Genomic DNA, 26086 nt, shown 5'->3' with positions numbered 1-26086 from the left:
CTAGTCTGGAAACTGCGGGCTGTCTTTCGCGGTGAAGGCACAGCGGCGCAGGACATCCCAATAGGTGCTGAACCAATGACCCTGTGTCTTGGCAATCCAATAGTCCCGATTGCGATAATAGGTGCCAGGGATCTCGTACCAGGGCAGGGATGGGTGCGTGTGGTGAACGATATGGAAATTATTGTTCAGGAATAACAACTGCATCATCGGGCCGGATTCTACGATGGCACAGCGCGCATCCTGATTGTCGGCTGGCCGGTGTTCCGTGAAGGATCGCACTGTACCCAGGGCCAAACCACCATAAAGGCCAAGCGCCACCTGCCAGACCGGCAGGGCACAGATATCAAACAGCCAATAGGCCAGGGCCAGATTGTTGATTATCAGGATGATCCATGCCCCGATATAGCGGGTATCCCCAGAGGCAAAGCGGCGGATTTCCGACAACCAGAAACGGCTGACCATAACGATGGGACCAATCACCATGCGCCCGATCAGGCTGTTATTGGCGCGCAATAAGGCCTGCATGAAACCGGGCGTCCGCGCCCATTGTTCCGGCGCGATGTAATAGCTTTCCGGATCCAAATTCGGGTGGCTCAGATGATCCGTCTCATGATGCGCAATATGGCTGTCGCGATAGATTTCATAGGGCATCCATGCGATCAGATTGGGCAGAATCAACAAACGGTTGATAAGGTTGCTGCGGGTCGGGTGACCGTGCAGCACTTCATGCATCAAATGACCATTCCAACAGATCAGATAGGCCAGGGCTGGAATTGTGATCCACGGGCTGATTTGAGTCCAGAAGGCTGTTACCGCAAAGAAACCACCATAAACGCCACCCCAGACCAACCATGTTGGCCATTCTGCCAGGGTTGAGCGACCACGGGATTGAACCGGGCTGGGGGCGAGATTTGGAGGGGTTCCTGCCAGGGAGGCCATATACATCCTTGTGCGTGTTGTTGAACTTGTGCGTGTTGTTGAAGCCGAAAGGAATTGTGCAGTGCGGGAACACAGTCTCGTGATTTTCATGTTTTGAAAACGATATACTTGTCATCAATATAGAGCGTATGTTTATATTTACTGGTTAATGGTGATTTTTATAAACAAAGGTATATATGTATAAAGCAACCGATTATCTGACCGGGCGTAACCTGGATCGGCGAGAAACGGTGTCTTCTTTCCGCAAGCGTCTGGAAAGCGCGATGGCGGATGTCGGGATTAATCAGTCGGGTCTGGCCCGCGCGATCGGGGTGGATCGATCCACCCTGTCGCAATTGCTGTCGCGCAGCGCGGACCGCCTGCCGCGCGCCGATACGGTGGCTGCCATGGCAGTTGCCCTGCAGGTCAGCACGGACTGGCTGCTGGGGCTGGCGGAAGAACCGGGACAGGGGGCGGCAATCCTGCGGGAATCCATTGAAATCGCGCGGCCCGACACCTTTGCCGGATCAGATAAATTGCTGGAACAATGGCATACCGATGCGGTGGGATATAAGGTGCGCTATGTGCCGTCCTCGCTGCCGGATCTGGTTAAAACGGATGCGGTTCTGGCCCTGGAATACGCCACCTATCAGGCGAAATCGACGGAGGAAGCGAAGTCGTCTATCCAGAACCGATTGGCCCTATCGCGCATCCCGGAAATGGAGATGGAAATTTGTCTGTCCTGGCAGGTTTTGCGCACTTTTGCGCGGGGACAGGGGGTCTGGGACGAATTTCCGAAAAGCGTTCGGTTGGAGCAATTGGAGTATATGGCGTCCTTGCTCAGTGAGCTGTATCCCCGTGTACGTCTGTTCCTGTTCGACGGGCGCAAGGTGTACGCGGTCCCCTATACGGTGTTCGGCCCCCGACGTGCGGCAATCTTTTTGGGCCAGATGTATTTCGTGTTCAATACACGCGAACATATCCGAACCCTGTCCGACCACTTCGACTCCCTGGTTCGTGCGGCCAAGGTACAAGCCCACGAAATGCCGGGTTACATCCGCAGCTTGATGGCGGAATGTGAGGAGCCTTAATACGACCTCAAACTTGACCAGTTTATGTAATTGAATTTAAATATTTTTTGGTCTGCGGGTTATCGATGTCGAAATCTAATTGGCATTTACTAGACGCGCTTTGTGTTGTACCCCTCTCTAACTTTTTGCATGTCCAAACTCTTGCCAGCATTAGAGGTTTCTAATGGATAAGGTCGCTCTATGAAAGCTCCTGATCTATGCTTGTGCGCCCCGGATTTGTGGCGCTCTAACGAATTCGGATCAGCGTTGCCGATGCAGGTACGCGGCTATCTATTTAATAAAGCAATGGTAAGAAATCAGGTGGCCCGGATTGGCTCCCTGACCGAAAAGTCTTTTGGCGATCTCGTTCAATCCATAGACGGTCATTTTGCGCTTGTTTCAATTTCTGATGAGACCGCGTTTGTCGCGGTAGACCGCGTTCGATCAATTCCGATGTTTTACGCGTGGGACGGTCATCGATGGGTCATTTCAGACAACGCCAATGCCTTAATTGACCGATTCAAATGGGGGAATGAGGATCGTAATCCGGATGCCGCGCGGGCGCTTGCAATGTCTGGATACACGATCGGAAGCGATACCTTGTATCAGCCGCTTAAGACATTAACCCCAGGGCAAGCCGTGATCCTTAAGCCTGACGGCCAGGACCATATCATCCAATATAACAGATATTCTGCGTGGGATGTTGTCGAAGTCTCCCAAGAGGATGCTTTAGAGACATTAACCCGGACCACGCTTTCCATTCTGGAAAAGCTTGCACGCTCCGTCGATGGGCGCCCAATTTTCGTTCCTCTTAGCGCTGGCCTGGACTCGCGATTGATCGTATCTGGATTGCGGCATCTGGGCGTTGAGAATGTTAAGTGCTTTTCCTATGGGATACCGGGCAATCATGAAGCCCAGGCGGGGGAGAAGATTTCCCGTGATCTTGGCTATTCCTGGCGGTTTGTTCCTTACACCATCCCTAAAATGCGCGCATTTTTTGCCTCTGAAGATCACGCAAACTATCTGCAGCATGCCGATACTGGCACTAATGTCCCTTTTGAGCAGGACCTCCCAGCCATTCGCGCGTTGGAAGAGCAGGGGTATCTTTCAAAAGACGGGGTGATCGTGAATGGCAATTCTGGAGATTTCATCTCCGGTGGGCATATTCCCAAAGTATTTGGTCATCTCGCCCCAGACGCCACCAAAGACCAGAATCTCGACCTCGTTATACAGTCGCAGATCCAAAAGCATTATCGGTTGTGGGAAGATTTGGATCAGGACGGTTTCAACGCGCAAATCCGGACGCGCCTTCAAGATCAGGCGCAAGGTCTTCCCCTAGAAACCAGAGGATTGCATGGTGTTTATGAGTTTCTTGAACTGGTAAACCGGCAAAGCAAATATGTGATTTCTGGACAGCGGATATATGACTATGCGGGGTATGATTGGCGACTGCCTCTATGGGATACGGAGTATCTTAATTTCTGGCAGGGAATGCCCTACCGGTTCAAGGCAAACCAATCACTGTATAAGGCAATGCTGTTGAAGAATAATTGGGGCAATGTGTGGGGCGACCCATCCTATCATTTCCCTCAAAAAACGGCGCCTTCATGGATCAGAGTACCGCGCTTTCTTCTTAAAGTGGCCCATGCACCGGTCGGCGCGAAACAGTGGCATAAATTTGAGAAACGGTATCTTACCTATTGGATGGAACCGCTCCAAGCACAAGCTGTTGTACCGTATTCAACAGTGGCAAAAGATCGTCGGGGTGCACGTCACATGGTGTCATGGCATACGGAGAAGTACCTGAACAAAAAGGGACTCTCCTGGAGGGGAGAGATACAGTGACGGCACCGATACGTTCCGTTCATATTGATATCGAAGGCGGTTTTGGTGGCTCCTCTCGCAGCCTTTTTGAATTGGTCAGTCGCCTTGATCGTGACAAGGTTTGTCCCCTGGTCATCTGTCGTACAAAGGGGCCAATCCAGCAGCGCTATGAAGATATCGGGATCAAGGCAATTCATGTCCCTGAGATCTATTCATTCGCGCCACGGGATCGAAACAACTGGAAGATATTCGCGGTCACGGCGCCACGACTACTGAAGCTGCGCAAGGCCGTTCAGAAAATAGTCCAGGCAACGGTCGAGCATCGGGCACAGATCGTCCATTTGAACTATGAGGGTCTGTTCTTGCTGGGCACCCAGTTGCGGCGACAGCTGGATCTTCCAATTGTTGGGCATTCCAGAACCAGAATTCCATCGAATCTATGGGGCCGTTGGGAGGCACGAACTTTGGCCGGTTTGGTCTCCCACATGTTTTATATTTCTCCAGAAGAACGCGACGCATTTTTGCGTCATGCGCACGTCTCAGGGGACGTCATTTGGAATATCGCGGCAGCCCCACCCCAAAAGCCAACATTCCCGAAAGACCCTGTAGCCGTCTACCTTGGCAATATAGATTATGAAAAAGGGGCAGATCGGCTGATCGATGTGGCAGCGGAACTGGAAAATCAAAAGGCTATGCCGCAGCTTCGCATTGCTGTCTTCGGATCGGCCCGAAGTGGAACCAATTTTCTGGAAGATCTAAGAGACCAGGTCAAGGCGCGTGGATTGACCGATAGAATTGAGTTTAAGGGACACACACCGCACCCCGAACGGGAGCTTCAGTCTGCTCTGTGTCTTTTGCGCGTATCACGGTGGAATGACCCCTGGGGCCGCGATGTTATTGAGGCGACACGCTCTGGCATTCCTGCCCTGGCGACGGGGACTACGAATGCTGTGATTGAGCATCAGAAAACGGGATATTTGTTCGCGGACTTCGATGCCTCACAGATCGCATCAACCATGATTGATTTGGCCACCAATGCGGAAAAGTGGCAGGAAATATCCGATTGCGCGACCCGCAAAGGGGAAGAGATGTTTTCCGGCAAACAACAGGTTGATCGGGTCATGAAGGTTTTCACCGCATTGACCTCTGAGGAGTCGTGACGTCGATCATTTCGACCCAAACCTGAAGTTATCCCCCGGCTTACCCCCAATAAATCCGCTTCGTTCACGACGGTTCCTCATGACAGGGGGAGAATCATTTCTACACTGTGGGTATGACAGATCATGCTCAATTCGTTCATTTGCGTGTCCATTCCGCCTATTCTCTGGCGGAGGGGGCAATCCGTGTTAAAGATTTGGTGAAGCTGTGTGCGGAGCAGAAAATGCCTGCCGTGGCGATCACCGATACCAACAATATGTTCGGCGGCCTGGAATTTGCCCAGGCAGCCTCCGCTGCGGGCGTACAGCCGATTGCAGGCGTGCAGTTGAGCCTGAGACAGGAAGAGCGGGAAGGTGCCGGAACCGGCCTGCAAGGGGGCATTCGCCCACCCCCTGACAAGATCGTGCTGCTGGCACAGGATGAGAGTGGCTATCTGAACCTGATGAAGCTGGTCAGCGCAGCGTATCTGAAAACCACGCCTGGCGAGACGCCCCAAATTGGCATCCCCGACCTGGAAGCCCATTCTCAGGGGTTAATCTTTCTGACTGGGGGGCCGGATGGGCCGGTTGGTCGTTTGCTGGGGGATGGGCAATCGGCGGCGGCTGAGGAATGCCTGATTAGATTGGCGGCAATCTTTCCAGGACGTCTGTATGTTGAAATCATGCGCCATCATCTGGTCGAAGAAGACAGGATCGAACCGGAACTGATTGATCTGGCCTATCGTCATGATTTGCCGCTGGTTGCCACAAATGACTGTTATTTCCCGAAAGAGGAAATGTTCGAGGCCCATGACGCCTTATTATGCATTGCCCAAGGGACCGTCATCACCGACCCGAACCGCCGCAAACTGACCGCCCATCACCGTCTGAAAAGTGCGGACGAAATGCGCGCCCTGTTTTCAGATCTGCCGGAAGCGGTTGATAACACGGTCATTATTGCTCAGCGTTGCGCCTATATGCCTGAAAAGATCAAGCCACTGCTGCCGGAATATACCAAGCGCGGCGATCGCACGGCGGAAGAGGCATTGCGGGACCTTTCTGTCGCAGGCCTTAAGGTCCGGCTGGAAGAGGAAGTCTTTACACTGGACATGGATGAGGCTTCGCGCATCGCTACAGCCAAACCTTATGAAGAGCGCCTGGATTTCGAACTGGGCGTGATTGGCCAGATGGGATTCCCTGGCTACTTCCTGATCGTTGCGGATTTTATCCAATGGACCAAGGCACAGGAAATACCGGTTGGGCCGGGCCGTGGGTCCGGGGCGGGGTCGGTCGTTGCCTGGGCGCTGACCATCACGGATTTGGACCCGCTGCGCTATAATCTGCTGTTCGAACGGTTCTTGAATCCCGAACGTGTCTCCATGCCTGACTTTGATATCGATTTCTGTCAGGACCGCCGCGACGAAGTGATCTCGTATGTTCAAAAGGAATATGGCGCGGACAAGGTCGCGCAGATCATAACCTTCGGTAAATTGCAGGCCCGCGCTGTGCTGCGCGATGTCGGGCGGGTGCTGCAAATGCCCTATGGTCAGGTCGACCGCATCTGTAAGTTGGTGCCGAACAATCCGGCCAATCCAGTCACCCTGAGTCAGGCAATCGAGGGGGAACCCCTGTTGCAGGCCCAGATCTATGAGGATGAGGCCGTCGCGCGGCTGGTGAAGATGGCAAAGGCCCTGGAAGGCCTGTATCGCCATGCCTCAACCCATGCTGCTGGGGTGGTGATTGGGGATCGTCCCCTGGATGAGTTGGTCGCGCTGTATCGTGATCCCCGGTCGGAAATCCCCGTCACGCAGTTCAACATGAAATATGTTGAACAGGCTGGATTGGTGAAGTTTGACTTTTTGGGCCTGAAAACCCTGACGGTCATCGACAAGGCCCGCAAGTTGATTGATCAGCGCCCAGACCGCACTGAGCCTTTGGATATCGCTAAAATCCCGCTGGATGACCCGAAAAGCTATGAAATGCTGTGCAAGGGCATCTCAACGGGCGTGTTCCAGTTGGAAAGTTCTGGCATGCGCGATGTCCTGAAAACCCTGAAGCCTGATAGGCTGGAAGATCTGATCGCCGTTGTGGCCCTGTATCGACCGGGCCCGATGGAGAATATCCCCACCTATATCCGCCGCAAGCATGGTCAGGAGAAACCGAAATATCCGCATCCGAAGCTGGAACCGGTTCTGGCCGAAACCTTTGGTATTCCGATCTATCAGGAACAGGTCATGCAGATGGCCCAGGTTCTGTCTGGCTATACGCTGGGCGGCGCTGATTTGCTGCGCCGGGCGATGGGGAAGAAGATTCAGTCGGAAATGGACGAACAGCGCGCCTTATTTGTTTCCGGCGCGAAGGAGCATTCCGATGTTGATGCCCCGAAAGCCAATGAAATCTTTGACTTGATCAATGCTTTCGCTGGATACGGGTTCAACAAGTCCCACGCCGCCGCCTATGCGCTGGTCGCCTATCAGACGGCCTGGTTGAAGGCGAATTATCCGGTTGAGTTTATGGCCGCGTCCATGACGCTGGATATGCACAATACCGATAAGCTGAATGTCTTCCGGGAAGAGATCGCGCGACTGGAAATCGGTCTGTTGCCGCCAGATGTGAACAAATCAGCCGTCGATTTCTCTGTGGAAACAACAGAGGAGGGGGTGCGTTGCGTGCGTTATGCCCTGGCGGCGTTGAAAAACGTTGGGGCTGGCGCAATGGAAGGGGTCATTCGCGCCCGGGAAGAGGGCGGGCCGTTCAAGGATGTCTTTGATTTCGCGGAACGGGTAGAACCCAAGGCGCTGAACAAGCGGTCCGTTGAAAACCTGATCAAGGCGGGGGCTTTTGACAGTCTGGATGGCAATCGCCGTCGGCTCGTCGAGAGCTTGGAGAGTGTATTGGGTCATGGATCGGCGGTGCAGGCCGATAAAGTCAGCGCCCAGGCGGGATTGTTTGGCGGTGAAATGACCACCATAAACCGCCCGAAACTATCCAACGTGCCGGAATGGGGTCCTACAGAGAAGCTGGCCTTTGAACTGGACGCGATTGGCTTTTACATGTCGTCCCACCCTTTGGAAGCCTATGCTGCGACATTTGGTAAACTGGGGATCAGCCAATGGGCGGATGTTCAGGCTGGCCGGGTGCGTGTTTCTCAAGGGGTGAAGCTGGCAGGTTTGGTGGGTGCGAAACGGATTATGACGACCAAGCGCGGCTCCAAAATGGCTTTTGTCAGCATGTCTGACGCCAGCGGTAACTTTGAAGTCACGATGTTCCAGGAAACCTTGGGCACAGCGCGGGAGTTGCTGGATTCTGGCCAGCCCCTGATGGTCACGGTGAATATCGATAAAAAGGGGGAGGGCGCGGATGCTGAATTGCGCCTGACCGCCAGTTCCGTCAAATCCCTGGACGAGGAAGCAGCCCAGGCCGCCAAAGGCATGCGCATTGTACTGGATACGCCCGATCCGATTGAGGCCCTGCGCAAAGTGTTTGAGGGGCATGCCAAGCCCGGTCGTGGCCGCATCGAAATCCGCGCCTTAAACACAGAAGAAGGCGATGTCGATTTCACCCTGGACAAGCCCTATCAGGTAAATGCTGCCTTCCGCCAGGCGATCAAATCCATCGCAGGCATTGTTGATGTACAGGATTTGTAAATAGATATTTTTAATAATATCAAATTATTGTGGCTCAACCCTCAACTGAACTCTGACCGGCGGTTTGTTCCTGAACCGCCATGTCCAGCAGGGGCAGGAAGGCTTCGGGTTCCTGAGCGCCGGACAGGGCGTATTTTCCGTCGATGATAAAGCAGGGCACGCCGCCAATGCCAAGGCGTCGGGCGAACACGTCTTCGGCCTGAACTTCATCCTCGTCTTCCCGGCTGTTCAGATATTCCTGCACGGCAGGTCGGTCCAGGCCGACGGCTTGGGCGATATCCAACAGGACGGCAACATCCCCGATATCCTTGCCATCTATGAAATAGGCCTGAAACAGGGCAGGCATCAGGCCATCAGCCTTCTCCACGCCGGGGCGTTGAGCATAACGAATCAGCCGATGGGCATTCAGGGTGCTGGGCGTGCGCGGGATCTTATCGAATTGAAAATCGATACCAACCTGGGCGCCAACGCGCTGAATTTGCCCATAGACTTCGGATGCGCGATCCGCACCGCCAAATTTAGCAGACAGATAGGATTGTCGATCCATTCCGTCACGCGGCATATCCGGATTAAGCTGAAACGCGCGCCAGCGTACAGCAATGGGCAGGTCCGGCCGCGCAGCCAAAGCCTGATCCAGGCGCTTCTTTCCGATATAGCACCAGGGACAGATTGGGTCGGAAAAGACATCAATTGTTATCATGCCATCACTATAAGCAAATCAGGCGGCAGATTCTAGTAACGAAATAGAGGGCACCGTCCAGGACCAATTGCGCCTGTCGTCTATAACTGCACCCTCACCCTGAGGAGCGTAGCGTCTCGAAGGGGGCGCCCACTGTAAGCACCGTACTTACAGAGCATCCTTCGAGACGGCGCTGTCGCGCCTCCTCAGGATGAGAATTTGACGATTTGTGAACCGCGAAGGCGGCTATTCAGGCAGTAGCGCCTGCCGCCCTGGACCCCGGATCAGGACCGGGGTGACGATGGAAAGGGAACCCAAAAGGCGCGGAGAAACGCAGGTGTTGCAAAGGCAATCACCCCCGTTATTCCCGCGAAGGTGGGTATCCAGGGCTTAGGATGCGGACGGATTTGGGGATGTGGCCTTTGGCGACCGGATCTGAGGTTTGTATATGAATTTGATCCACCACCTCAAACCCGGCGCGCTGATACCCGCTGAGTGCTTTTGGATGATCCAGCGTGCAGGTATTGACCGTCAGGCGCTTTGGCGCGGGATTGCGGTTCCAGGCGCAATCAATGCCCCATTCCAACAGGTAAGGCCCCAGCCCGTGGCCGATAAACTCGGGCAGGAGCCCGAAATAAGCAACTTCTGCCTTGTCTGGCATGGCGCGAAAGTCCAATTCGACAAAGCCGGCCGGAACTCCGCCCATGGTCAACACATACAGTTCAACCTTTGGGTCCTGGACAATCTCGGCGATGGCTTCATCAGGCATCACGCGGCGTTCCCACCACAGCCATGGATCGCCCACCGTGTGCTGTAAATAGCGATAGAAGGATACGGTTGGATTGTGCACGCGCTGTAATGACAGTGGCTTGGGGGTTACCGGGGCTGGCCGAGGCGGGCGTTGCGGTGCCTGAGTCATTTCCAGATAAGTGATTGTCACATCCAGCTTGCGCGACGGGGCAGCCTCCGGATTCTGGGCGGGGGGCTCAATCAGCCATTTCGACATCATCGCGCGTGGTTCCTGGACGTAATCCAGGGAGGCATAGAGATCGATAACCTTTTTATTGTCTGCCCGGATGATCAGCAGGATTTTTGGACAGCCCTTCTGGCGCAACCAGTCTTCACCCTCTGTAATGATCTGGCGACCATAACCATTGCCCTGAAGGTCGGGGCGAACCGCGACATAATACAGCCAGCCCCGATGGCCATCGAACCCGGCCATAACACTGGCGATAATGGCGCCATTGAATTCACCAATCAGGACGGTCGATGCGCTGTGTTTCAGCGCCATTTCCATATCCTGCGCGGGATCATTCCAAGGGCGCGTCAGGCCACAGGCCTTCCACAGGTTCACAACATGGGGAATATCCGCAAGCGTACAGGGTCGTGTTTTCATGATACTTCTTCAGGAGTCGGATGGATTGGTGATGGGGGTATCGCTGCGCGTGCCCCATTCGGACCAGGATCCATCATAGACGGCAGCGCTATCATCACCCAGAAGATGCAGTCCCAGTGCCAGAACACAGGCGGACACACCCGATCCACAGCTTGTCACAACCTTGTCGCGCCCCAGCTTGATCCCGGCCTTGTCAAAGGCGGATTGCAATCCGTGAACACTGATCATTTTCTTTGTATCGGCATCCACCAAGTTGGAGAAGGGAAGATTCAGCGAACCCGGAATATGACCTGATCGTGTACCGGGCCTGGGTTCTGGTGCGCTGCCATTAAAGCGATTGGCAGCCCGTGCATCCAAAACCACTTCTGTCCCGCCGTCCAGATTGGCTTGAACCTCTGCCACGCGCCGCAACAGGTTCGGGCGGAAGTCCGCTGTAAACTGGGTTGGCTGAGCGACTGGGGCAGGGCCGGATTCGGTTGCGTATCCCATTGCCATCCAGGCAGGCAAACCGCCATCCAGGACAGAAACTTTATCATGGCCGAACAATCGAAACAGCCACCAGGGGCGGGCAGATGAGAATATGCCATAGCTGTCATAGCAAACGACATGGCTGTCATTGGAAATGCCAAGTGCCCCCATCATGTCGCCAAAGGCCTCCGGGCTGGGAACCATATGGGGCAGGGGATCCGATGCATCAGACACGCCATCAACATCAAAGAACCGCGCCCCTGGAATTCGGCGCTCCAGATACTCTGCCTTCGCATCCCGCTGAACCGTGGGCAGATGATAGGTTGCATCCACAACAATCACATCAGGGTCGGACAGGGCACCCTTCAACCATTGGGCGGAAACGAGCGGAAAATGTGACATGATTTATGGCTTTCAATGGTTAGGGATCATCAAGGCAGCAACAGTCCTAGCGTATTTATGCTTCAAGATGAATGTTCACGCGGCGGTTTTTCGCCCCTTTATTCTCAATCTTCCCAATGCGCAGGGGCCCAATTTCCCCGGTATGGGCGATATGGGTGCCGCCACAGGGTTGCAGATCGACCGCTTCCCCGACCTTGACCAGACGAATGCGTCCGGCATTGCGGGGCGGCTTTACGGACATGGTGCGCACCAGTTCGGGGTTGGCGTCCAGTTCCGTATCGCTGATCCATAGTGTTTGCAGAGGATGATCCTGTGCAATCAGGTCATTCAACTGCGCGGTCAGCGCGTCCTTGTCCAGCGTGTGTTCGCCGACATCGAAATCCAGGCGGCTTTTGTCTTCCCCAACCTGACCGCCGGTCACGCCACAGGGGACAAGCGCGCATAGCAGATGCATTGCCGTGTGCATTTTCATCAACCGATAGCGTCGGTCCCAATCGATCTCGGCAACGACTTTTGTGCCAATAGGGGGCAGAGTCTGGCCTTCTTCCGGGATATGCAGAATATCCCCATCGGCCTGAATGGTTGTCCCGATGCGAATGGCCCCGCCGTCAAAGGTTAAGGTGCCGCTGTCGCCGGGTTGTCCGCCGCCTGTATAGTAAAAGACCGTGCGATCCAGAACCAGCGCGCCGCGATCCGTGATTTCCACGACCGTGGCGTCGCAGGATTTCAGATAGGAATCGTCGCGATAAAGTTCTTCCGTCCGGTCCGTCATGGTTTCCACCCGATATTATCAACCTGTTTCCCAAGCCTAGTCATGGGGCCAGAGAATGCCACCCTGATTTTCGTGAAAGCGGATGATTTCGGAAATGAAGCGTTACCCCGCACTGGATAACCCATCGGCACGAGTATGACTGAGGTGACTGGTGAAGATCAACCGCAGAGGGTGCATAGGATGCGAAGAGATCGGGACGGGTGTATGCAATTGCGCACCACCCTCATCCTGAGGAGGCGCACCGCGCCGTCTCGAAGGAGGGGCTGTAAATCAGATGCTTTCAGCGGGCACACCCTTCGAGACGCTTCGCTCCTCAGGGTGAGAGTGCCGGTAGTTGGATCGATACCCCGCGCTAGAGACGGGTCACAGAGGCGTCAGGCGAGCAACCTTTCCTTACAGCCAGTCCGGCGCGGGGAGACCTTTTTCGCTCAGGAAAGTCGGGTTCCAGACCTTACCCATATAGCGATGGCCCCAATCACATAAGACCGTGACGATGGTATGGCCCGGCCCCAGGTCCTTTGCCAGGCGGATTGCGCCCGCGATATTCACGCCGGTCGACAGGCCCATGCACAGGCCTTCTTCTTTCAACAGGCGGTGAACAATGGGCAGGGCTTCGGCATCTGTGATCTTATAGGCATCATCGAATACCGCGCCGTCGATGTTACCGGTGATCCGGCCCTGGCCAATGCCTTCCGCGATGGAGCCGCCGTCTTCCGCCTTCAATTCACCGGTCTTTATCCAGTTATACATTGCCGCGCCCATCGGATCGGCGGCAGCGATCTTGATATCCTTGTTTTTGCTCTTCAGAAACAGGCTCATCCCTGCAAGGGTGCCGCCAGTTCCCATGGCACAGGAAAAACCGTCGATCTTTCCCTGGGTCTGTTCCCAGATTTCCGGGCCGGTAGAGCGGATATGCGCTTCCCGATTGGACAGGTTATCCCATTGGTTGGCATAAATAGCGCCATGCGGTTCGGTCGCTTTGCGTTCTTCGGCAATGCGCTGCGCGGTATGAACATAATTGCGCGGATCCTTGAAAGGAACGGCGATATTTTCCACCAGCTCTGCGCCCAGCAGACGCAGGGCGTCTTTCTTTTCCTGGCTCTGTGTTTCCGGGATCACGATCAGCGTGCGATATCCACGGGAATTGCCGACACTGGCCAGGCCGATGCCCGTATTGCCCGCGGTTCCTTCGACAATCAACCCGCCTGGTTCCAATTCGCCGCGTTCTTCCGCATCCAGGATGATGTATTTCGCTGCACGATCTTTCACCGATCCACCGGGATTGAGAAATTCCGCCTTGCCCAGAATGGTGCAGCCTGTTTCTTCAGACGCACGCTTCAGTTTAATCAGCGGTGTATTGCCCACGGCATCGGTGAAATCGCTGCGGAATGTCATTATCCGGATCCTTTGTGTGAATTCCTAAATACCCTCTCAGAAGAATGGTAAATAGGTTACTGCCAGTCTCGACGCAAGACCTGACGCCGGGATTCAAACAGCAAAAGCGCAAGCGCCGTCATCGCATTCCGGATCCGATTGTCATGCACCATGGCGATTGCTTCACGGGCGGGGACGGCGAAAACCCGGATATCTTCGCCTTCATCTGCCATACCATGCAGACCACCCAATCGCGTGAAATCAGCACAACCGGCATACATGGCGATAGATTCGGAACTGCCGCCGGGCGTCATGTAATGTTTGCCCAGGTAGTCTAATGCGCTGATTGTCAGGCCGGTTTCTTCCAATGATTCCCGTCGCGCAACATCTTCCAGCGTTTCATTCGCATCAATTATGCCCGCCACGACCTCGATCAGCCAGGGATCAGGATCTCCTGCCGCATAGGCACCCGGACGGAATTGCTCAATCAAGGCTATTTCATCGCGTATGGGATCATAGGGGACGACACAGACGGCGTGACCCCGCTCAAAAACTTCGCGGCTGATCCGGGGACCCATGCCGCCTTTGAATTGAGTGTGGCGCAGATGATAGCGGCTGACCTGGAAATAGCCCTTGAAGGGGATTTCCCGCAGGATCAGCTCTACCATCCGCGCCATTGTCACCCTTAACCCAGCACAGAGAAGGTGCTGTCTTTGTTGATTTCCCGCCGACGGGAGAAGAATCCCAGATTCAGATCGCGATTGGTATAGTCCATGTGGAAAATCACGGGGTCCTTGTCATGATCCTGACCGTTCTGATCCTTGTGGATCAGTTCCGCCATCATTTTCCCGGCAACGGGCGCGTTTTTGTACTGATTGCCCGATGATCCAATCGCCATGTAGAACCCGGGCACCTGGGATTTGTCATAGATCGGGATCCAATCGTCAGAGACATCATAGAGCTCTGTAATCCCTTTCATAACGCTTGGAATGCCCAGGGAGGGAATGCGCTGTGCCACCCGCAAGGCCTGAATGCGCCATTGTTCACTGAAGTTGCGGTCCCAATTGTCCGGGTCGACCTCAATCTGGGTGTCACAGGGCGGATCTTCCGACCCGATCAGCAGGAAATTGCCTTTTTCCGGTCGGGTGTAACAGGCGATGTCGCTGTCTGAGGTGACAAACCCATTCTCGTACCAGCCTTCGACGGGCATTGGGACATGGGTGACTTCCTGTTTCAGAGCGCGGGTTTTCACATTCATATCATCCAGCGCACCGGCCATGGCATTCACCTTGGCGGAATGAGGACCGGCAACATTGACCAGGATGGGCGCATCAATCTGGCTGCCATCCTTTAAAGTGACCCCGGCAATCGAACCGTCTGAATTCTTCCTGATTTCAGTGATTTCTGCATTGAACCTAAAGTTACCACCAAGCTTTTCAGCGGCTTTGCGAATGTTCTGTGCAGACAATTGCGGATCGTTGATATAGCCGCCCTTGGGGAAGAAGACCGCCCCACCGACGTCGCCGCCTGTCGGTTCCCCAAAACCATCCTGGTCGGGTCGCTTGGGCGGATGGAAGCAGTTCAGGTCGTAATGGGGCATTTTCTTGCGGATGTCGTCATTGGTCCATTCCTCGTAAGGAACGCCAATTTCATCGGCGATGCTCATGGCTTTTTTCATAAAGCCGTTTTCTTCGACCTTCATCACCATGGTGCCGGTCTCATGGAAATAGGCCAGGTCTTCCCCATCATCCAGGCCCAGATAGGCCTGCCAGTTCTTCCAGTAATAATACCCCTCATAGGCCAGGGCGGAGCCATCGACGGTGGAATAATAGGTGCGAATAATGGCGCAGGAGCCAGAGGTTGATCCATATCCTGCCGCAGGCAGCTTATCGATATTAACGGTCTTGTATCCCTTGCGGGTCAGTTCCAATCCAACAGCGGCCCCGATAACGCCCGCCCCAATTACAATCGCATCAAATTGCTCAGCCATACTGCACCCATTCTCGCTAGAAGATTTTAAGATGCGCGACTATGACACCGGCAAGGGGCCCGTCTCAAGCGACTTTTCTAACGATTTTGCGCCATCTTGAGGGCTTCAGGCGTGTCCAGGTCCAACAATACACCGGGGTCATCGACGGCAATCTCTACGACCTGATCTTCATAGGCACCGATCAGCGACTTCGCCCCGGTATCGCCGGATAAGTCCATGATCTCGGTAAAAAACCGTCGTGCAAAAAGGACCGGATTGCCGCGCTTACCCTGATGCACGGGGACACAGATCGCACGCCCTTCTGTCGGGTCAAAGGCGGCGATCAGGCGGTTCAGGGTTTCGGTCTTCACCCGGGGCATATCCCCCAGGCAGATCAGAACCCCATCCACCGATTCCGGCAGGGCGGCGATACCGCGCTTCACTGTTTCCGCCAGTCCGTTGGCATAGGCAGGACTGTCTGCGAAGGATACCGCTAGGTCCGAAACAGAGGCCCGGACCCGATCGGCCTGATGTCCGGTTACGACGGTGATTCCGTCGATCTGTGATGCTGACAGCGCTTCCAGGGAATGGCGCAGCATCGGCTTTCCATCCAAATCTTCCAGTAATTTATTGGCGCTGCCCATGCGGCGCGACTGTCCGGCCGCCAGCATCAGGCCCGCAATGCGCGGTGATTGGCTGGTGGGATTTTTCGCGCCAGCCTCAGCGCGGGGCAGGGGACGCACGGGGATTTCCTTCAAAAACCCACCAGATCCCATCGCCATGATACCGGACCCGTCGACCGGAACGCCCGCAACCAATCGTTCCAGAACCCAGTCATAACCATTGGGTTTGGGGGAGCGGACACAGCCCGGCGCTCCGATGACAGGAATTTCGCCAATCCGCCCCAGCAGCAGCAGATTGCCCGGATCGACGGGCATGCCGAAATGCTCGATCTCTCCACCACATCGCGAGATTGCGGCTGGGATCACATCGCGACGGTCAACAATCGCCGATGCCCCGACAATGGTGATAATCGAAACATTTTCCGCAACCATCGCGGTCAGGGCGATCGTCAGGTCTTGTTCATCATGGGCACAGCGGGCCGGCGCGATTTGCGTGGCGCCTAGGCTTGCAGCCCGTGCCGACATGATCTGATCGGTCTTATCCAGAACACTGGGTTTCACGCCGGGCAGGACGGTTTGAATAAGGCCGATGGAAAGGGGTTGGAACGGCTGGATGTTAAAGATCGGGGCTTCGGGACACGCGCTCTTTAACGCCGCATTGGGGACGCCAAAGGGAATAATCTTGGCCGTGGCGACCATCTGACGTGCAGAAACCCGACTATAGGGGGGCAGGGCCGCACAGGTTATGCCCTCATCCACTCGGTTCAGCGAATCCAGCTGCGCGGCGTCATAAACCAGAATACCATCCTGTTGCGCAATCAGGTTCACCCGCCCGGTAAAGGCGGCACTGCGGTTCAAACCGTGGCCGGTTGCAGCCTTTGCCAGGCTGTCTGCAGCAGCATCTTCCGCCACATCCTGTGCATCCAGGCGACAGACAGTGACCGTTTCAATGCCAGCCTGCTGCAGGGCTGCTGCATCATCTGAGGTCAGCAAATGCCCCTTTTTCAGGGCACGCCCTGGCAGCCGGATAGAATGGGCCAGGATGGCGCCTGCCGCTGTATTTGAGGGAACCGGGCCAAATTCCATCAGCCCCCCTTTGGCCCCCGCAGGGCCAGGGTCATTTTCGCCAGGATGGAAACCGCGATCTCAGCCGGGGAAATCGCGCCGATATTTAATCCGATGGGTCCGTCAATACCGGCGATGGCATCCGGATCACTGCCGCTTTGCTGCAGTCGTTCTGCGCGGGCGGCAGCGGTCTTTTTGCTGCCCAATGCGCCAATATAGAAGGCGTCTGATTTCAGGGCGACGGCCAGGGCCGGATCATCCAGTTTCGGATCATGGGTCAGGGCCACGATTGCGGTGCGGCGGTCCGGCTTTTGGGCGATCATGACCTCTTCCGGCCAGTCCTGAATGACGTTAACGCCGGGGAACCGGGCCTCACTGGCCCAGGCACCGCGCGGATCGATCACAGTCACCGCATAGCCCGCCAGTGTCGCCATGGGCACCAGGGCCTGGGCAATATGCACCGCGCCAATAACGATCAGCCGCAGCGGCGGGTTAAAGATTTGCAGGAAATATCCATCCACCGTGCGGGACTTATCCTGGCGCAGACAGTCATCGGCGGCGGTCTTCAGCGCGGTGTCGGGCATTAAATCCCCGGCGACGACCTCCCCCTTGACGATCAATGCCTGTGCACCATCCGCCAGATGGGTGATCAGCACGGTTGGCAGAACGGCATCGCGGGCGGCTTGTACCTGTTCCAGGACGGATCGCTTCATGACGGCGTTAGGCCTCCAGCTTTTCGACGAAAACCCGCACCGTGCCGCCGCAAGCCAGTCCAACCTCCCAAGCCATAGCATCCGATACGCCAAACTCCATCAGCTTAGGCACGCCGCTATCCATGATATCCAGCGCTTCGGTCACCACAGCCCCTTCGATACAGCCACCCGATACGGAGCCTTCGAAGCCAGCCTCTTCATTGACCACCAATTGACTGCCCGCCGGGCGAGGGGACGACCCCCAGGTCTCCACAACCGTCGCCAGGGCCACTTTAAGCCCCCGGTCCTGCCATTCCTTGGCCTGGGTTAAGGGGTCGATTGGATCACTCATGCCGCCATCTCCTTCCAGCGCGCCAGGTTTTGCGCCGGGGTTTCCTTGCTTAAAGCATCTGCCAGTTTTTCAAGGGAGTCCAGATTGTGGATGGGGCGGAAGCTGTCGACATTTCGGATCATCGCCTTGGCCCCGCTTGCCTTGGGGGAATACCCATCCCAGCGCAACAGCGGGTTCAGCCAGATCAACTGGCGACAGGATTTATGCAGGCGTTCCATTTCTGCTTCCAGACCTTTTGCGCCATCTCTGTCCAGGCCATCTGTGATCAGCAGTACGATCGGTCCCTGTGTCATCACCCGGCGGGACCAGATGCGGTTGAATTCGGCCAGGGTGACGCCGATGCGGGTGCCGCCTGCCCAATCCTCCACCTGCGCAGCACATTGATCGATGGCGACATCAGGGTCCTTGCGCCGCATGGTGCGGGTGATGTTGGTCAGTCTGGTACCGAACAGAAAGCTGGAAACCCGGTCCCGATCATTGGTCAGCGCATGGATGAAATGCAGCATCATGCGGGCATAGCGGTCCATTGATCCGGAAATGTCGCACAGAATGACCAGGGGCGGCACCCGGCGGCGACGCTTGCGCATGCTCAATTGCGCCAGGTCCCCTCCGGTTCGGGCGGCCCGGCGCAGGGTGGCGCGCAAATCGGTCCGCCGCCCCTTGGGGTCTGCGTAGAACCGCCGTGTCGCCACTGGATTAAACGCCAATCGCATGCGGGTGATCGCCTTGCGGGCGGCCTCCATTTCCGCCGTATTCATCTTCTCAAAGTCCTTTTCTGTCAGGACTTCCTTGCGGGAGAATGTCAGGCTGGCATCAATGTCGAATTCTTCATCCTCGTCTTCGTCCGCATCATTTTCCGGGGCAGGGGGACGTTCCTTTGACAATGCTTCTGCCAGACGGGTCGACATTTCCGCCTTTTCCGGTTGCTGTTCGCCCTTCATCGCGGGTAACAGCATCGCCATAGCCTTTTCCAGCAGGTTCGGGTTCTTCCAGAAAAAGTGAAAAGCCTGATCGAAGATTTCCCGCTGATCGCGGCGATTGACGAATATGGCATGCAGGGTCCAGTAGAAATCTGTCCGGCTGTCGACGCCAACGGTGCTGACGGCTTCAATCGCGTCCAGCACTTTCCCCGGGCCCACGGGCAGGCCCGCAGCCCGCAGCACGCGCCCGAAATGCATGATGTTTTCAGCCAGACGACCGCCATTGGCATGGCCCAGGACCAGATTGGCAGCAGGTTGATGCGCCTGACCCGTCACGCCGCATAGCCCGCCTGAGCGAGTTCGACCTTCGCCTCTTCCAGAATGCGGGCGGCTTCCGATCCACGCAGGCGGGCGATATCGTCCTGATACTTCAACAGCGCCCCCAAAGTATCGTTAATCGTATCAGGGTCCAGCGCCAGACGGTCCAACTGTGTCAGCGCCTGGGCCCAGTCGATGGTTTCTGCGACACCCGGCAGTTTGAACAGGTCCAGCGTCCGGATTTTCTGAACAAAGGCGACGATCTGGCGGCTCAGGGCCTCTGGCGCTTCCGGGGCTTTCAGGGCCAGGATGGCCAATTCCCGCGCGGCGTCTGGATAATCGACCCAATAATAGAAACAGCGCCGCTTGATCGCGTCATGAATTTCACGGGTTCTGTTAGAGGTCAGCACCACCAATGGCGGCTCTTCGGCTTTTACCGTTCCAAATTCCGGGACGGTGACCTGAAAATCGGACAGGACTTCCAACAGGAATGCCTCGAAAGGTTCATCTGTACGATCCAATTCATCAATCAGCAGAACCGGGGCCTTACCTTTCTTTGCGGATTCCAGGGCTTGCAGGATAGGTCGCTTGATCAGGAACCGCTCTGAGAACAAGTCAGCCTCCAGCGCGGCGCGATCCCCGCTGCCGGATGCCTCTGATAAGCGAATTTCCATCATCTGGCGGGCATAATTCCATTCATACACGGCCGAGGCGATGTCCAACCCTTCATAGCATTGCAGGCGTATCAGGGGACGGTCCAATGTCTCGGACAAGACCTTTGCAATTTCTGTCTTTCCAGTTCCCGCTTCGCCTTCCAGGAAAAGCGGCCGGTGCAGCTTTAAGGACAAAAACAGGGCGGTCGACAATGAACGATCCGCAACATAGCGCCCGTCAGACAGCATTTTCTGTGTTTCATCAACAGATTGGGGAAGGGTGCCAGACATAAAACCTCACGTAATATAGAACCAGTACCCTACGATATAGGGTTCCGGGCATACGCCTCAACCGATTTGATAGCCCCGACAGCAGTGCGGGTTATTTCTGAACCCAGCCACTTTCGGTCAGGAACCACCAGCCGCTGGGGGCTTTGTCATAGATGGCCTTGGCATAAATGACTTGGATTGCCGTGATGTCCACGCCCTGCTCATTCGCCTTGGACTGATAGAATTCTTTGCGCTTGGCATTGATGGAGGCGACAAGCTGTTGAACATCGCCGCCTGCGCCCTCGCGCACAACGGCATAGCCGTCATAGCGCTCTCCCACCGTGCCGGCAGATCGCGGACCGTCCAGCGAATCAGCGGCCAGCGCATTTGGCAATTGGGCAAACAGCAGGGTGCCGGCAAACATCAGGGCAGCGAAGGCAACCATCGCAGAACGGCGAGACCAAAGCGCAGCGGGTCGGGCGTTAGAATATTGGATTTTGCTTAACATCTTCTTGCGCCTCTTTGATCAGCCGTAAGCGGACATCGGCGTCCAGCTTGACGTTTAGATTAATGGTGATTGGCTCACGCGGAGCCTCCAATTGGACGGTCGGCGTGCAGGCCGATGCCAGCGATACGCTCAGCAGGGCGGCGGCAAGGCCAAATTTTCCGGGGGCCATAAACACGGGGTTTTTATCCGATCGTATGCAGTGACAATCTGTAAAGGGACTCTACAACTGATTTATAACTTTAGAAAAGGGCAAGATCAGGGCGATGGGAGCTTTGCTTTGTCAAGCACGGAGCCATACGCATCCATGAATGCCAGAAGAATACGAAATAAGTTCCTGAAATCACTTTCTAAATTGACATTAATGACGAATGGGTGCCCGTCCATCACTTCCGGGTTACGACCGCTCAGCGATAAGCCAATCGTTCCATTCTGTCCGGCGGGCAGCACAACTGTCGCCGTCAACCCATCGTAATGGAAGTCCTTCAGGGTCTGTGTCAGCAGTTGAACCTGCTCTTGATCACTCGCCAGCGCTTGATTGACGGTTTCATTGTCGATTTTCAAAACGCCGCCGCCTTCCGCTGCAAGACTGCCGTCTTTCAGGATGACATCTCCACCTGTGACACGCACCGGTATCAGACCGGAAATTGTCCCCGTTCCTTCAACACCCTCTATTTCCAAGTGCTTCAGGGCGGTGGACAGGTTAACACGGCGCAGGCGCAGAGTGCCGTTCAAGCTGACCTGGGCAGGATCCAGTTGCGTGTCGATCAGTGCGAACTGCCCCCCGAAAAGATCCAAGGTGGCTTCTTTGATATGAACAAGGCGCGCATCATCCACGGAAAAGGCAATTGTGCTGGGCATTTCCGGCAGTCCAGGCGCTATAGCAGTGCCGGTCAGAACTTGCTGGCCCTGCGTCGCGCCGGGATGGGCCATGTCGAACCGCAGCGTGCCATTGATGGCCTTTGCCCCCATTTCTGCATCCATGACACCGATGTCAGCCAAATTGACCGTCATTGTTCCGGATTGTCCGGCGGGGGAGTATTTTAAATCCAGCGCCGCATCAATTTGCCCGGTTACATTGGGCATCGCTTGATCCGCACCCAACAAGGATGGTGGCAGGATGTCCCCAAGCGTCAGGTTTTTCGCGCCAAACTGTATCGGGGCCGTTTCCAGGGAAATATGACTATTGCCATCGCGCGTATGTTTCGCAGATAAGCTGGTGGTCACGCGCCCTTCGGCCAGAGAGATCGGGCCATCGATGGATATGGTGCCATTCATGGCCTGGCTAATTGCCATGCTGGCGGTCATGCGCCCTGGCAGGATCGGTTTTCCGGCAAATAAAATACCCTCCGCCGACAGCGTGGCGGTTCCGGATTGGGTGCCATCTGATCGTCCGCCGATATCCAGGTGCAGAACAGCACGGCTGAGCCCGGCATTTCGTTCCGGGATTGTGACATCCACCGGACCCAGGGCCAGGGTTGCCGCGCCTTTCTGATAGCGCAGGGAGACCAGTTGCCGATCCAAGTTCAGGGAAAGCGGCGGATCGGCACCGGGAATGGCGAGGCTGAGCGCGCCAAGTCGGAACGCCCCCTGAACCGTCAGGCTGTTGAGTGGGTCTGTAAAATCCATCCCTGCCGACATTGGATCGCGCCCCGCGACATCCAGGCGCAATTGCGGTGACAGGCGCACATCCCCCGTTCCGGTCAATCCGTCCAGTTTCAATTGACTGCCCCGATCAATGGTCATGTCCAACCCTGTTAAACCTTGGCGCAATCGGGCCGTGCCGGTGGATTTCAGGGCAGCAGATCTGGCCCATATCGGTGGCAGGATATCCCCATAAACCGTCACATCCGCCTGATAGGGGATATCAAAAGCGGGATGCGTTAATGGATCAGACAGCAGCAGCGGCAGGATGATATCCAGGTGGCCGGTTTCAAGATGGCCGGTAATCTGACGCGGCAGATCAAGGCCCCGCACCATATCGATGCTGGCGGTTGTGATGGACAGTGTATCGGGCGTGAAACTGTCGTTTAAGCTCAGGCTTTCCGGTGTAATCTGGGCTGAAAACGGCCCCAGGGCGAAACTGGCATCCAGAGCAAAGTCCGTGGCCCAGCCGCCGCCCGGATCGGGTCTGAGGACCAGGGCAGGCGTTTCCTCTTTCTGGGTGACAGTAATTTGTGGATTGCCATCCCCATAAGTCTTCAAGCTGTCGGGCAGCAATTGACGCAGAGGGCCAGGAATTGGCCCGCTGTCAATTTCAATCGGGGTGGGTAGGCGGACCTGGGCACGCCCACCTTCAATCATTAACCGTGCAAGGCCGTCTTCAAGAGTAAGAAGGGACCAATCATCGGGTTTGATTGTTGCGCCGGACCAGGCAATCTCTGCAGATCCTGTCAATGCCGCCATCAGACCGGGCAGGCCCATTTCTTCAATCTGGGCCATATTCAGGGGGCCACTGGACAGGGCCAGACTGGCAGTTGTTCGACCCGTTGCGGTCTGAATGGCAGGCAGGAAGGGCAGCCAATGGCCCAGTGACAGATCCAATGTCGCATCGGCGACCAATCCACGGGGACCGGCTGTAACCGTCGCCAGAAGCGCGCTTTGGCTGTCTGGCGCATTCAGGCGGGCGTCCAGGGTCATTGGCATCAGGGAAGGCGCATTCTCAAGCACCATCGCCAGACTGCCGCTTAACAGTTGCGGGCCAATCGGGGTCGTTGCCTGAATTTGTATGCCAGAAACATCAATGCGCCGAATGGGTATCTGCGGCAGGGTGCTATCCGACTGCGTGGTTGACTGGGGGGTGAATAGCGCTTCCAGTCCCTGTATTTCTGTGCCGCCCGTATCGGTCACATGAATATCGGCGCGCAGATCCGCCAAGGATATGGAATTCAGATAGACCCCGTCGGTAAGGGATAAATTGGGGGTCAATTGCAGGGTCGCAATGCTGGGGCCATTCAAAACAGCAATATTTTCAATCGTTACGTCTGATAATTCTATTTGTGTGATGTTCAGTGTAACGGGTTGACCTAAATAAGATTCCAGGACCTTTGGCAGGATCGCATTCGCGATGGGCAACCGAAACAGCCAGCCCAATCCTATTAATAGACACAGGACGACAAGCACGATCAGGGCCGTCCTTAATCCCCGCCCGAACCAATGCAACAGGCCGGGACCCGGTGGCGGTTCCTCCTCTACCAGCCGTTCGCCAACTTTCAATTCAGTTTCGGGGGTCGGGGTCATGGACGAGCCATCGGTCCACCGATGCGGCAGCCCGCCTGCAGGCATTGTTTCAGCGCGGCTTCCAGTTCGGGGGAGAATTTCCCGTCAATCGGTCCCTGATAATATCCAGCGGCCATAAGATACGTTTGAAACCGTTGCGCGGCACGGGGATCTTGCCCTGCCAGCACCTGATAGGTTTGCAGGGCGCCATCGATATCACCGGATTCTGCCTGCGCAGCAGCAAAGACGACCTGATCGGTCTGTGCCTGTTGACCACCATCGATCAAGCTGATGGCACGGGGTCCATCCCGCAGCGTTTTATCCGGTACAACCGACAGCATCCAAGCCAGGGAGCGTCGCGCCGCTGTGTTGGTCGGATCGAACTTCAGGGCGGTCTCCAGGTCCTTCAGGGCGGCTGCATATTCCTTGTTGGCAAACAAGGCCAGGGCGCGATTGGCATAAGGTTCTGCGATTAAGGGGTCTAATCCTGCCGCCACGCTGAAATCCAGAATGGCGCGATAGGGCTCGTCCCTGGATAAAAGCACCGTGCCGCGCTGAATATAGGCCTGATAAAAATAGGGATCGTAATCCAGCGCCGTGTCCAGATCTGTCATTGCGGCCTCCAAGGCGCCAGTTTGCGCCAGGGCCATTCCCCGATTGAAATGCGTCACGGCGTAATCCGACAGGTTGGTATAGACAGCCCCTTCAATCAGGCTGCCACAGGCGCTGAGGCGCACTTCTGCCGCCGTGTCCGCCGCCCGACAAAGAACTTCCCGCTGGGCAACTGTCTGCGCAACGCTTTGGGCGGTCGCATGTGTGCTGGCAATCACCCACACAGTCAGGAAGAGAAGGAAAAACCGGTAAGGCTGCATGGTAAGGATCCAGTGGATATGTCCATCCAGGTACTTTGCCGACCTATGCTGAAAAAAGAAAGGGCTGGAAAAGGAACGGCCCCGCCGCGTATCACCGAAGCAGGGCCGCTTTACATCAAGTTTGTCGATTGGATTAACCCGCCGCCGCAACAGCGCGTTTGGCCATAACCCCAATCAAATGCTTGCGATAGGCTGCGGATGCGTGAATGTCGGCATTCAGATCGCCTTCATTAATGCTACTGCTGTCAGGGGTTTTGCCAGCGGCAATCTGGTCTTCGATCTCTGTCGACCGGAAAACACCACCCTGCCCAGCGCCGGTGATTGCAACCCGGGGCCCATCGGATGTCTTGGCATAAAAAACGCCTACCAGGGCATAGCGAGAGGCCGGGTTGTCGAATTTGGCATAGGCAGCCGCCTGCGGAACCGGGAAGCGGATAGAAGTGATGATCTCATCCTCTTCAAGCGCGGTTTCAAACATGCCGGTGAAAAAACTGTCCGCTGACAATTCCCGCTTGGTGGTGACAATCGTCGCCCCAAGCGCCAGAGCAGCGGCAGGATAATCCGCTGCCGGATCATTATTGGCCAGTGAGCCCCCAATCGTGCCGCGATTGCGCACCTGGGCATCACCGATATTACCAGCCAACGCGGCTAGGGCTGGGATTGCCTTTTGGACATCCGCAGAATTTGCAACGGCGGCATGGGTCGTCATCGCCCCGATGGTAACCGTTGACCCGTCAGAGGATATTCCAACCAGATCCCGACATCCCCGTAAGGAGATGACATCCGTGGGGGAGGCAAGCCGTTGCTTCATTGTCGGCAGCAGGGTTTGGCCCCCCGCCAGGATCTTTGGATCATCCGCCGAGCCCATTGCCTGTGCTGCATCCGCAACAGAACTGGGCTTGTGATAGGAAAATTCGTACATGATTGTCTTCCTTTCTTATC

The 26086-nt window shown here is 55.8% G+C and carries 22 protein-coding genes; 4 read left to right on the top strand and 18 right to left on the bottom strand.

Features of this window, described 5'->3' with window-relative positions; genetic code table 11:
* Nucleotides 1–939, bottom strand: coding sequence for a fatty acid desaturase (locus ACOSDR_RS13905; protein WP_420731640.1), 939 nt, complete (start codon nt 937–939; stop codon nt 1–3).
* A 176-nt stretch (nt 940–1115) separates the two neighbouring features.
* On the opposite strand from ACOSDR_RS13905, the gene ACOSDR_RS13900 reads away from it, so the two are divergent.
* The 4 genes from ACOSDR_RS13900 to dnaE all read left to right on the top strand — a co-directional run bounded on the left by ACOSDR_RS13900 (nt 1116) and on the right by dnaE (nt 8595).
* A complete protein-coding gene (locus ACOSDR_RS13900) occupies nt 1116–2009 on the top strand; it encodes a helix-turn-helix domain-containing protein (RefSeq protein ID WP_420724100.1) in 894 nt (297 codons plus the stop codon).
* A 180-nt stretch (nt 2010–2189) separates the two neighbouring features.
* Nucleotides 2190–3833 (top strand): asparagine synthase-related protein, encoded by a 1644-nt coding sequence (locus tag ACOSDR_RS13895; protein WP_420731639.1) that lies wholly within the window; start codon nt 2190–2192, stop codon nt 3831–3833.
* Nucleotides 3830–4972, top strand: coding sequence for a glycosyltransferase family 4 protein (locus tag ACOSDR_RS13890; protein WP_420731638.1), 1143 nt, complete (start codon nt 3830–3832; stop codon nt 4970–4972). Before ACOSDR_RS13895 ends, ACOSDR_RS13890 begins: the two co-directional genes overlap by 4 nt.
* Before the next feature lie 113 nt (nt 4973–5085).
* On the top strand, nt 5086–8595 hold the full coding sequence (gene dnaE, locus ACOSDR_RS13885; RefSeq protein ID WP_420731637.1) for a DNA polymerase III subunit alpha: 3510 nt from the start codon (nt 5086–5088) through the stop codon (nt 8593–8595).
* A gap of 34 nt (nt 8596–8629) precedes the next feature.
* Here dnaE and ACOSDR_RS13880 read toward each other — a convergent pair whose 3' ends face one another.
* The 17 genes from ACOSDR_RS13880 to ACOSDR_RS13800 form a co-directional block, all read right to left on the bottom strand.
* Nucleotides 8630–9295, bottom strand: a complete 666-nt coding sequence (locus ACOSDR_RS13880; RefSeq protein WP_420731636.1) for a DsbA family oxidoreductase — start codon at nt 9293–9295, stop codon at nt 8630–8632.
* Between the two features lie 340 nt (nt 9296–9635).
* Nucleotides 9636–10670 (bottom strand): GNAT family acetyltransferase, encoded by a 1035-nt coding sequence (locus tag ACOSDR_RS13875; protein WP_420731635.1) that lies wholly within the window; start codon nt 10668–10670, stop codon nt 9636–9638.
* A gap of 9 nt (nt 10671–10679) precedes the next feature.
* Nucleotides 10680–11540: a 3-mercaptopyruvate sulfurtransferase gene (gene sseA, locus ACOSDR_RS13870; protein WP_420731634.1), complete on the bottom strand. Its 861-nt coding sequence runs from the start codon at nt 11538–11540 to the stop codon at nt 10680–10682.
* A 55-nt stretch (nt 11541–11595) separates the two neighbouring features.
* Nucleotides 11596–12312: an alanyl-tRNA editing protein gene (locus ACOSDR_RS13865; RefSeq protein ID WP_420731633.1), complete on the bottom strand. Its 717-nt coding sequence runs from the start codon at nt 12310–12312 to the stop codon at nt 11596–11598.
* A 393-nt stretch (nt 12313–12705) separates the two neighbouring features.
* A complete protein-coding gene (locus tag ACOSDR_RS13860) occupies nt 12706–13707 on the bottom strand; it encodes a cysteine synthase A (protein WP_420731632.1) in 1002 nt (333 codons plus the stop codon).
* 56 nt (nt 13708–13763) lie between these two features.
* A complete protein-coding gene (locus tag ACOSDR_RS13855) occupies nt 13764–14363 on the bottom strand; it encodes an NUDIX domain-containing protein (protein ID WP_420731631.1) in 600 nt (199 codons plus the stop codon).
* Between the two features lie 8 nt (nt 14364–14371).
* Nucleotides 14372–15676 carry an NAD(P)/FAD-dependent oxidoreductase gene (locus ACOSDR_RS13850; RefSeq protein WP_420731630.1) on the bottom strand — a complete coding sequence of 435 codons (1305 nt, stop codon included), beginning with the start codon at nt 15674–15676 and terminating at the stop codon, nt 14372–14374.
* A gap of 77 nt (nt 15677–15753) precedes the next feature.
* Nucleotides 15754–17364 carry an NTP transferase domain-containing protein gene (locus ACOSDR_RS13845; RefSeq protein WP_420731629.1) on the bottom strand — a complete coding sequence of 537 codons (1611 nt, stop codon included), beginning with the start codon at nt 17362–17364 and terminating at the stop codon, nt 15754–15756.
* Complete coding sequence (locus ACOSDR_RS13840) at nt 17364–18056, bottom strand: XdhC family protein (protein WP_420731628.1); 693 nt, start codon at nt 18054–18056, stop codon at nt 17364–17366. The genes ACOSDR_RS13845 and ACOSDR_RS13840 overlap by 1 nt, the downstream gene beginning before the upstream one ends.
* 7 nt (nt 18057–18063) lie before the next feature.
* Entirely contained in the window at nt 18064–18387 is a 324-nt protein-coding gene (locus ACOSDR_RS13835; protein WP_420724087.1) for an XdhC family protein, read from the bottom strand.
* Complete coding sequence (locus ACOSDR_RS13830) at nt 18384–19643, bottom strand: vWA domain-containing protein (protein ID WP_420731627.1); 1260 nt, start codon at nt 19641–19643, stop codon at nt 18384–18386. The genes ACOSDR_RS13835 and ACOSDR_RS13830 overlap by 4 nt, the downstream gene beginning before the upstream one ends.
* Nucleotides 19640–20569, bottom strand: a complete 930-nt coding sequence (locus ACOSDR_RS13825; protein ID WP_420724085.1) for an AAA family ATPase — start codon at nt 20567–20569, stop codon at nt 19640–19642. Before ACOSDR_RS13825 ends, ACOSDR_RS13830 begins: the two co-directional genes overlap by 4 nt.
* Nucleotides 20570–20660: 91 nt before the next feature.
* On the bottom strand, nt 20661–21056 hold the full coding sequence (locus tag ACOSDR_RS13820; RefSeq protein WP_420724084.1) for a YdbL family protein: 396 nt from the start codon (nt 21054–21056) through the stop codon (nt 20661–20663).
* Nucleotides 21031–21225, bottom strand: coding sequence for a YnbE family lipoprotein (locus tag ACOSDR_RS13815; protein WP_420724083.1), 195 nt, complete (start codon nt 21223–21225; stop codon nt 21031–21033). The genes ACOSDR_RS13820 and ACOSDR_RS13815 overlap by 26 nt, the downstream gene beginning before the upstream one ends.
* A gap of 86 nt (nt 21226–21311) precedes the next feature.
* Nucleotides 21312–24293, bottom strand: a complete 2982-nt coding sequence (locus tag ACOSDR_RS13810) for an intermembrane phospholipid transport protein YdbH family protein (RefSeq protein ID WP_420731626.1) — start codon at nt 24291–24293, stop codon at nt 21312–21314.
* Nucleotides 24290–25144 carry a tetratricopeptide repeat protein gene (locus ACOSDR_RS13805; RefSeq protein WP_420731625.1) on the bottom strand — a complete coding sequence of 285 codons (855 nt, stop codon included), beginning with the start codon at nt 25142–25144 and terminating at the stop codon, nt 24290–24292. The genes ACOSDR_RS13810 and ACOSDR_RS13805 overlap by 4 nt, the downstream gene beginning before the upstream one ends.
* 133 nt (nt 25145–25277) lie before the next feature.
* On the bottom strand, nt 25278–26066 hold the full coding sequence (locus ACOSDR_RS13800; RefSeq protein WP_420731624.1) for an FAD binding domain-containing protein: 789 nt from the start codon (nt 26064–26066) through the stop codon (nt 25278–25280).
* Between the last annotated feature and the right edge of the window lie 20 nt (nt 26067–26086).

The sequence above is a fragment of the Hwanghaeella sp. 1Z406 genome (assembly GCF_048892425.1).
Classification (GTDB): domain Bacteria; phylum Pseudomonadota; class Alphaproteobacteria; order UBA8366; family Aestuariispiraceae; genus Pacificispira.
The sequence above is the reverse complement of the archived record's forward strand: the minus strand, read 5'-3'. Positions and strand labels throughout refer to the sequence as shown.

Excerpts from the sequence above, each read along its gene's own strand:
- ACOSDR_RS13905 (WP_420731640.1), bottom strand. The coding sequence starts at position 939 with ATGGCCTCCCTGGCAGGAACCCCTCCAAATCTCGCCCCCAGCCCGGTT.
- ACOSDR_RS13900 (WP_420724100.1), top strand. The coding sequence starts at position 1,116 with ATGTATAAAGCAACCGATTATCTGACCGGGCGTAACCTGGATCGGCGA.
- ACOSDR_RS13895 (WP_420731639.1), top strand. The coding sequence starts at position 2,190 with ATGAAAGCTCCTGATCTATGCTTGTGCGCCCCGGATTTGTGGCGCTCT.
- dnaE (WP_420731637.1), top strand. The coding sequence starts at position 5,086 with ATGACAGATCATGCTCAATTCGTTCATTTGCGTGTCCATTCCGCCTAT.
- ACOSDR_RS13880 (WP_420731636.1), bottom strand. The coding sequence starts at position 9,295 with ATGATAACAATTGATGTCTTTTCCGACCCAATCTGTCCCTGGTGCTAT.
- ACOSDR_RS13875 (WP_420731635.1), bottom strand. The coding sequence starts at position 10,670 with ATGAAAACACGACCCTGTACGCTTGCGGATATTCCCCATGTTGTGAAC.
- sseA (WP_420731634.1), bottom strand. The coding sequence starts at position 11,540 with ATGTCACATTTTCCGCTCGTTTCCGCCCAATGGTTGAAGGGTGCCCTG.
- ACOSDR_RS13865 (WP_420731633.1), bottom strand. The coding sequence starts at position 12,312 with ATGACGGACCGGACGGAAGAACTTTATCGCGACGATTCCTATCTGAAA.
- ACOSDR_RS13860 (WP_420731632.1), bottom strand. The coding sequence starts at position 13,707 with ATGACATTCCGCAGCGATTTCACCGATGCCGTGGGCAATACACCGCTG.
- ACOSDR_RS13855 (WP_420731631.1), bottom strand. The coding sequence starts at position 14,363 with ATGGCGCGGATGGTAGAGCTGATCCTGCGGGAAATCCCCTTCAAGGGC.
- ACOSDR_RS13850 (WP_420731630.1), bottom strand. The coding sequence starts at position 15,676 with ATGGCTGAGCAATTTGATGCGATTGTAATTGGGGCGGGCGTTATCGGG.
- ACOSDR_RS13845 (WP_420731629.1), bottom strand. The coding sequence starts at position 17,364 with ATGGAATTTGGCCCGGTTCCCTCAAATACAGCGGCAGGCGCCATCCTG.
- ACOSDR_RS13840 (WP_420731628.1), bottom strand. The coding sequence starts at position 18,056 with ATGAAGCGATCCGTCCTGGAACAGGTACAAGCCGCCCGCGATGCCGTT.
- ACOSDR_RS13835 (WP_420724087.1), bottom strand. The coding sequence starts at position 18,387 with ATGAGTGATCCAATCGACCCCTTAACCCAGGCCAAGGAATGGCAGGAC.
- ACOSDR_RS13825 (WP_420724085.1), bottom strand. The coding sequence starts at position 20,569 with ATGTCTGGCACCCTTCCCCAATCTGTTGATGAAACACAGAAAATGCTG.
- ACOSDR_RS13820 (WP_420724084.1), bottom strand. The coding sequence starts at position 21,056 with ATGTTAAGCAAAATCCAATATTCTAACGCCCGACCCGCTGCGCTTTGG.
- ACOSDR_RS13815 (WP_420724083.1), bottom strand. The coding sequence starts at position 21,225 with ATGGCCCCCGGAAAATTTGGCCTTGCCGCCGCCCTGCTGAGCGTATCG.
- ACOSDR_RS13810 (WP_420731626.1), bottom strand. The coding sequence starts at position 24,293 with ATGACCCCGACCCCCGAAACTGAATTGAAAGTTGGCGAACGGCTGGTA.
- ACOSDR_RS13805 (WP_420731625.1), bottom strand. The coding sequence starts at position 25,144 with ATGCAGCCTTACCGGTTTTTCCTTCTCTTCCTGACTGTGTGGGTGATT.
- ACOSDR_RS13800 (WP_420731624.1), bottom strand. The coding sequence starts at position 26,066 with ATGTACGAATTTTCCTATCACAAGCCCAGTTCTGTTGCGGATGCAGCA.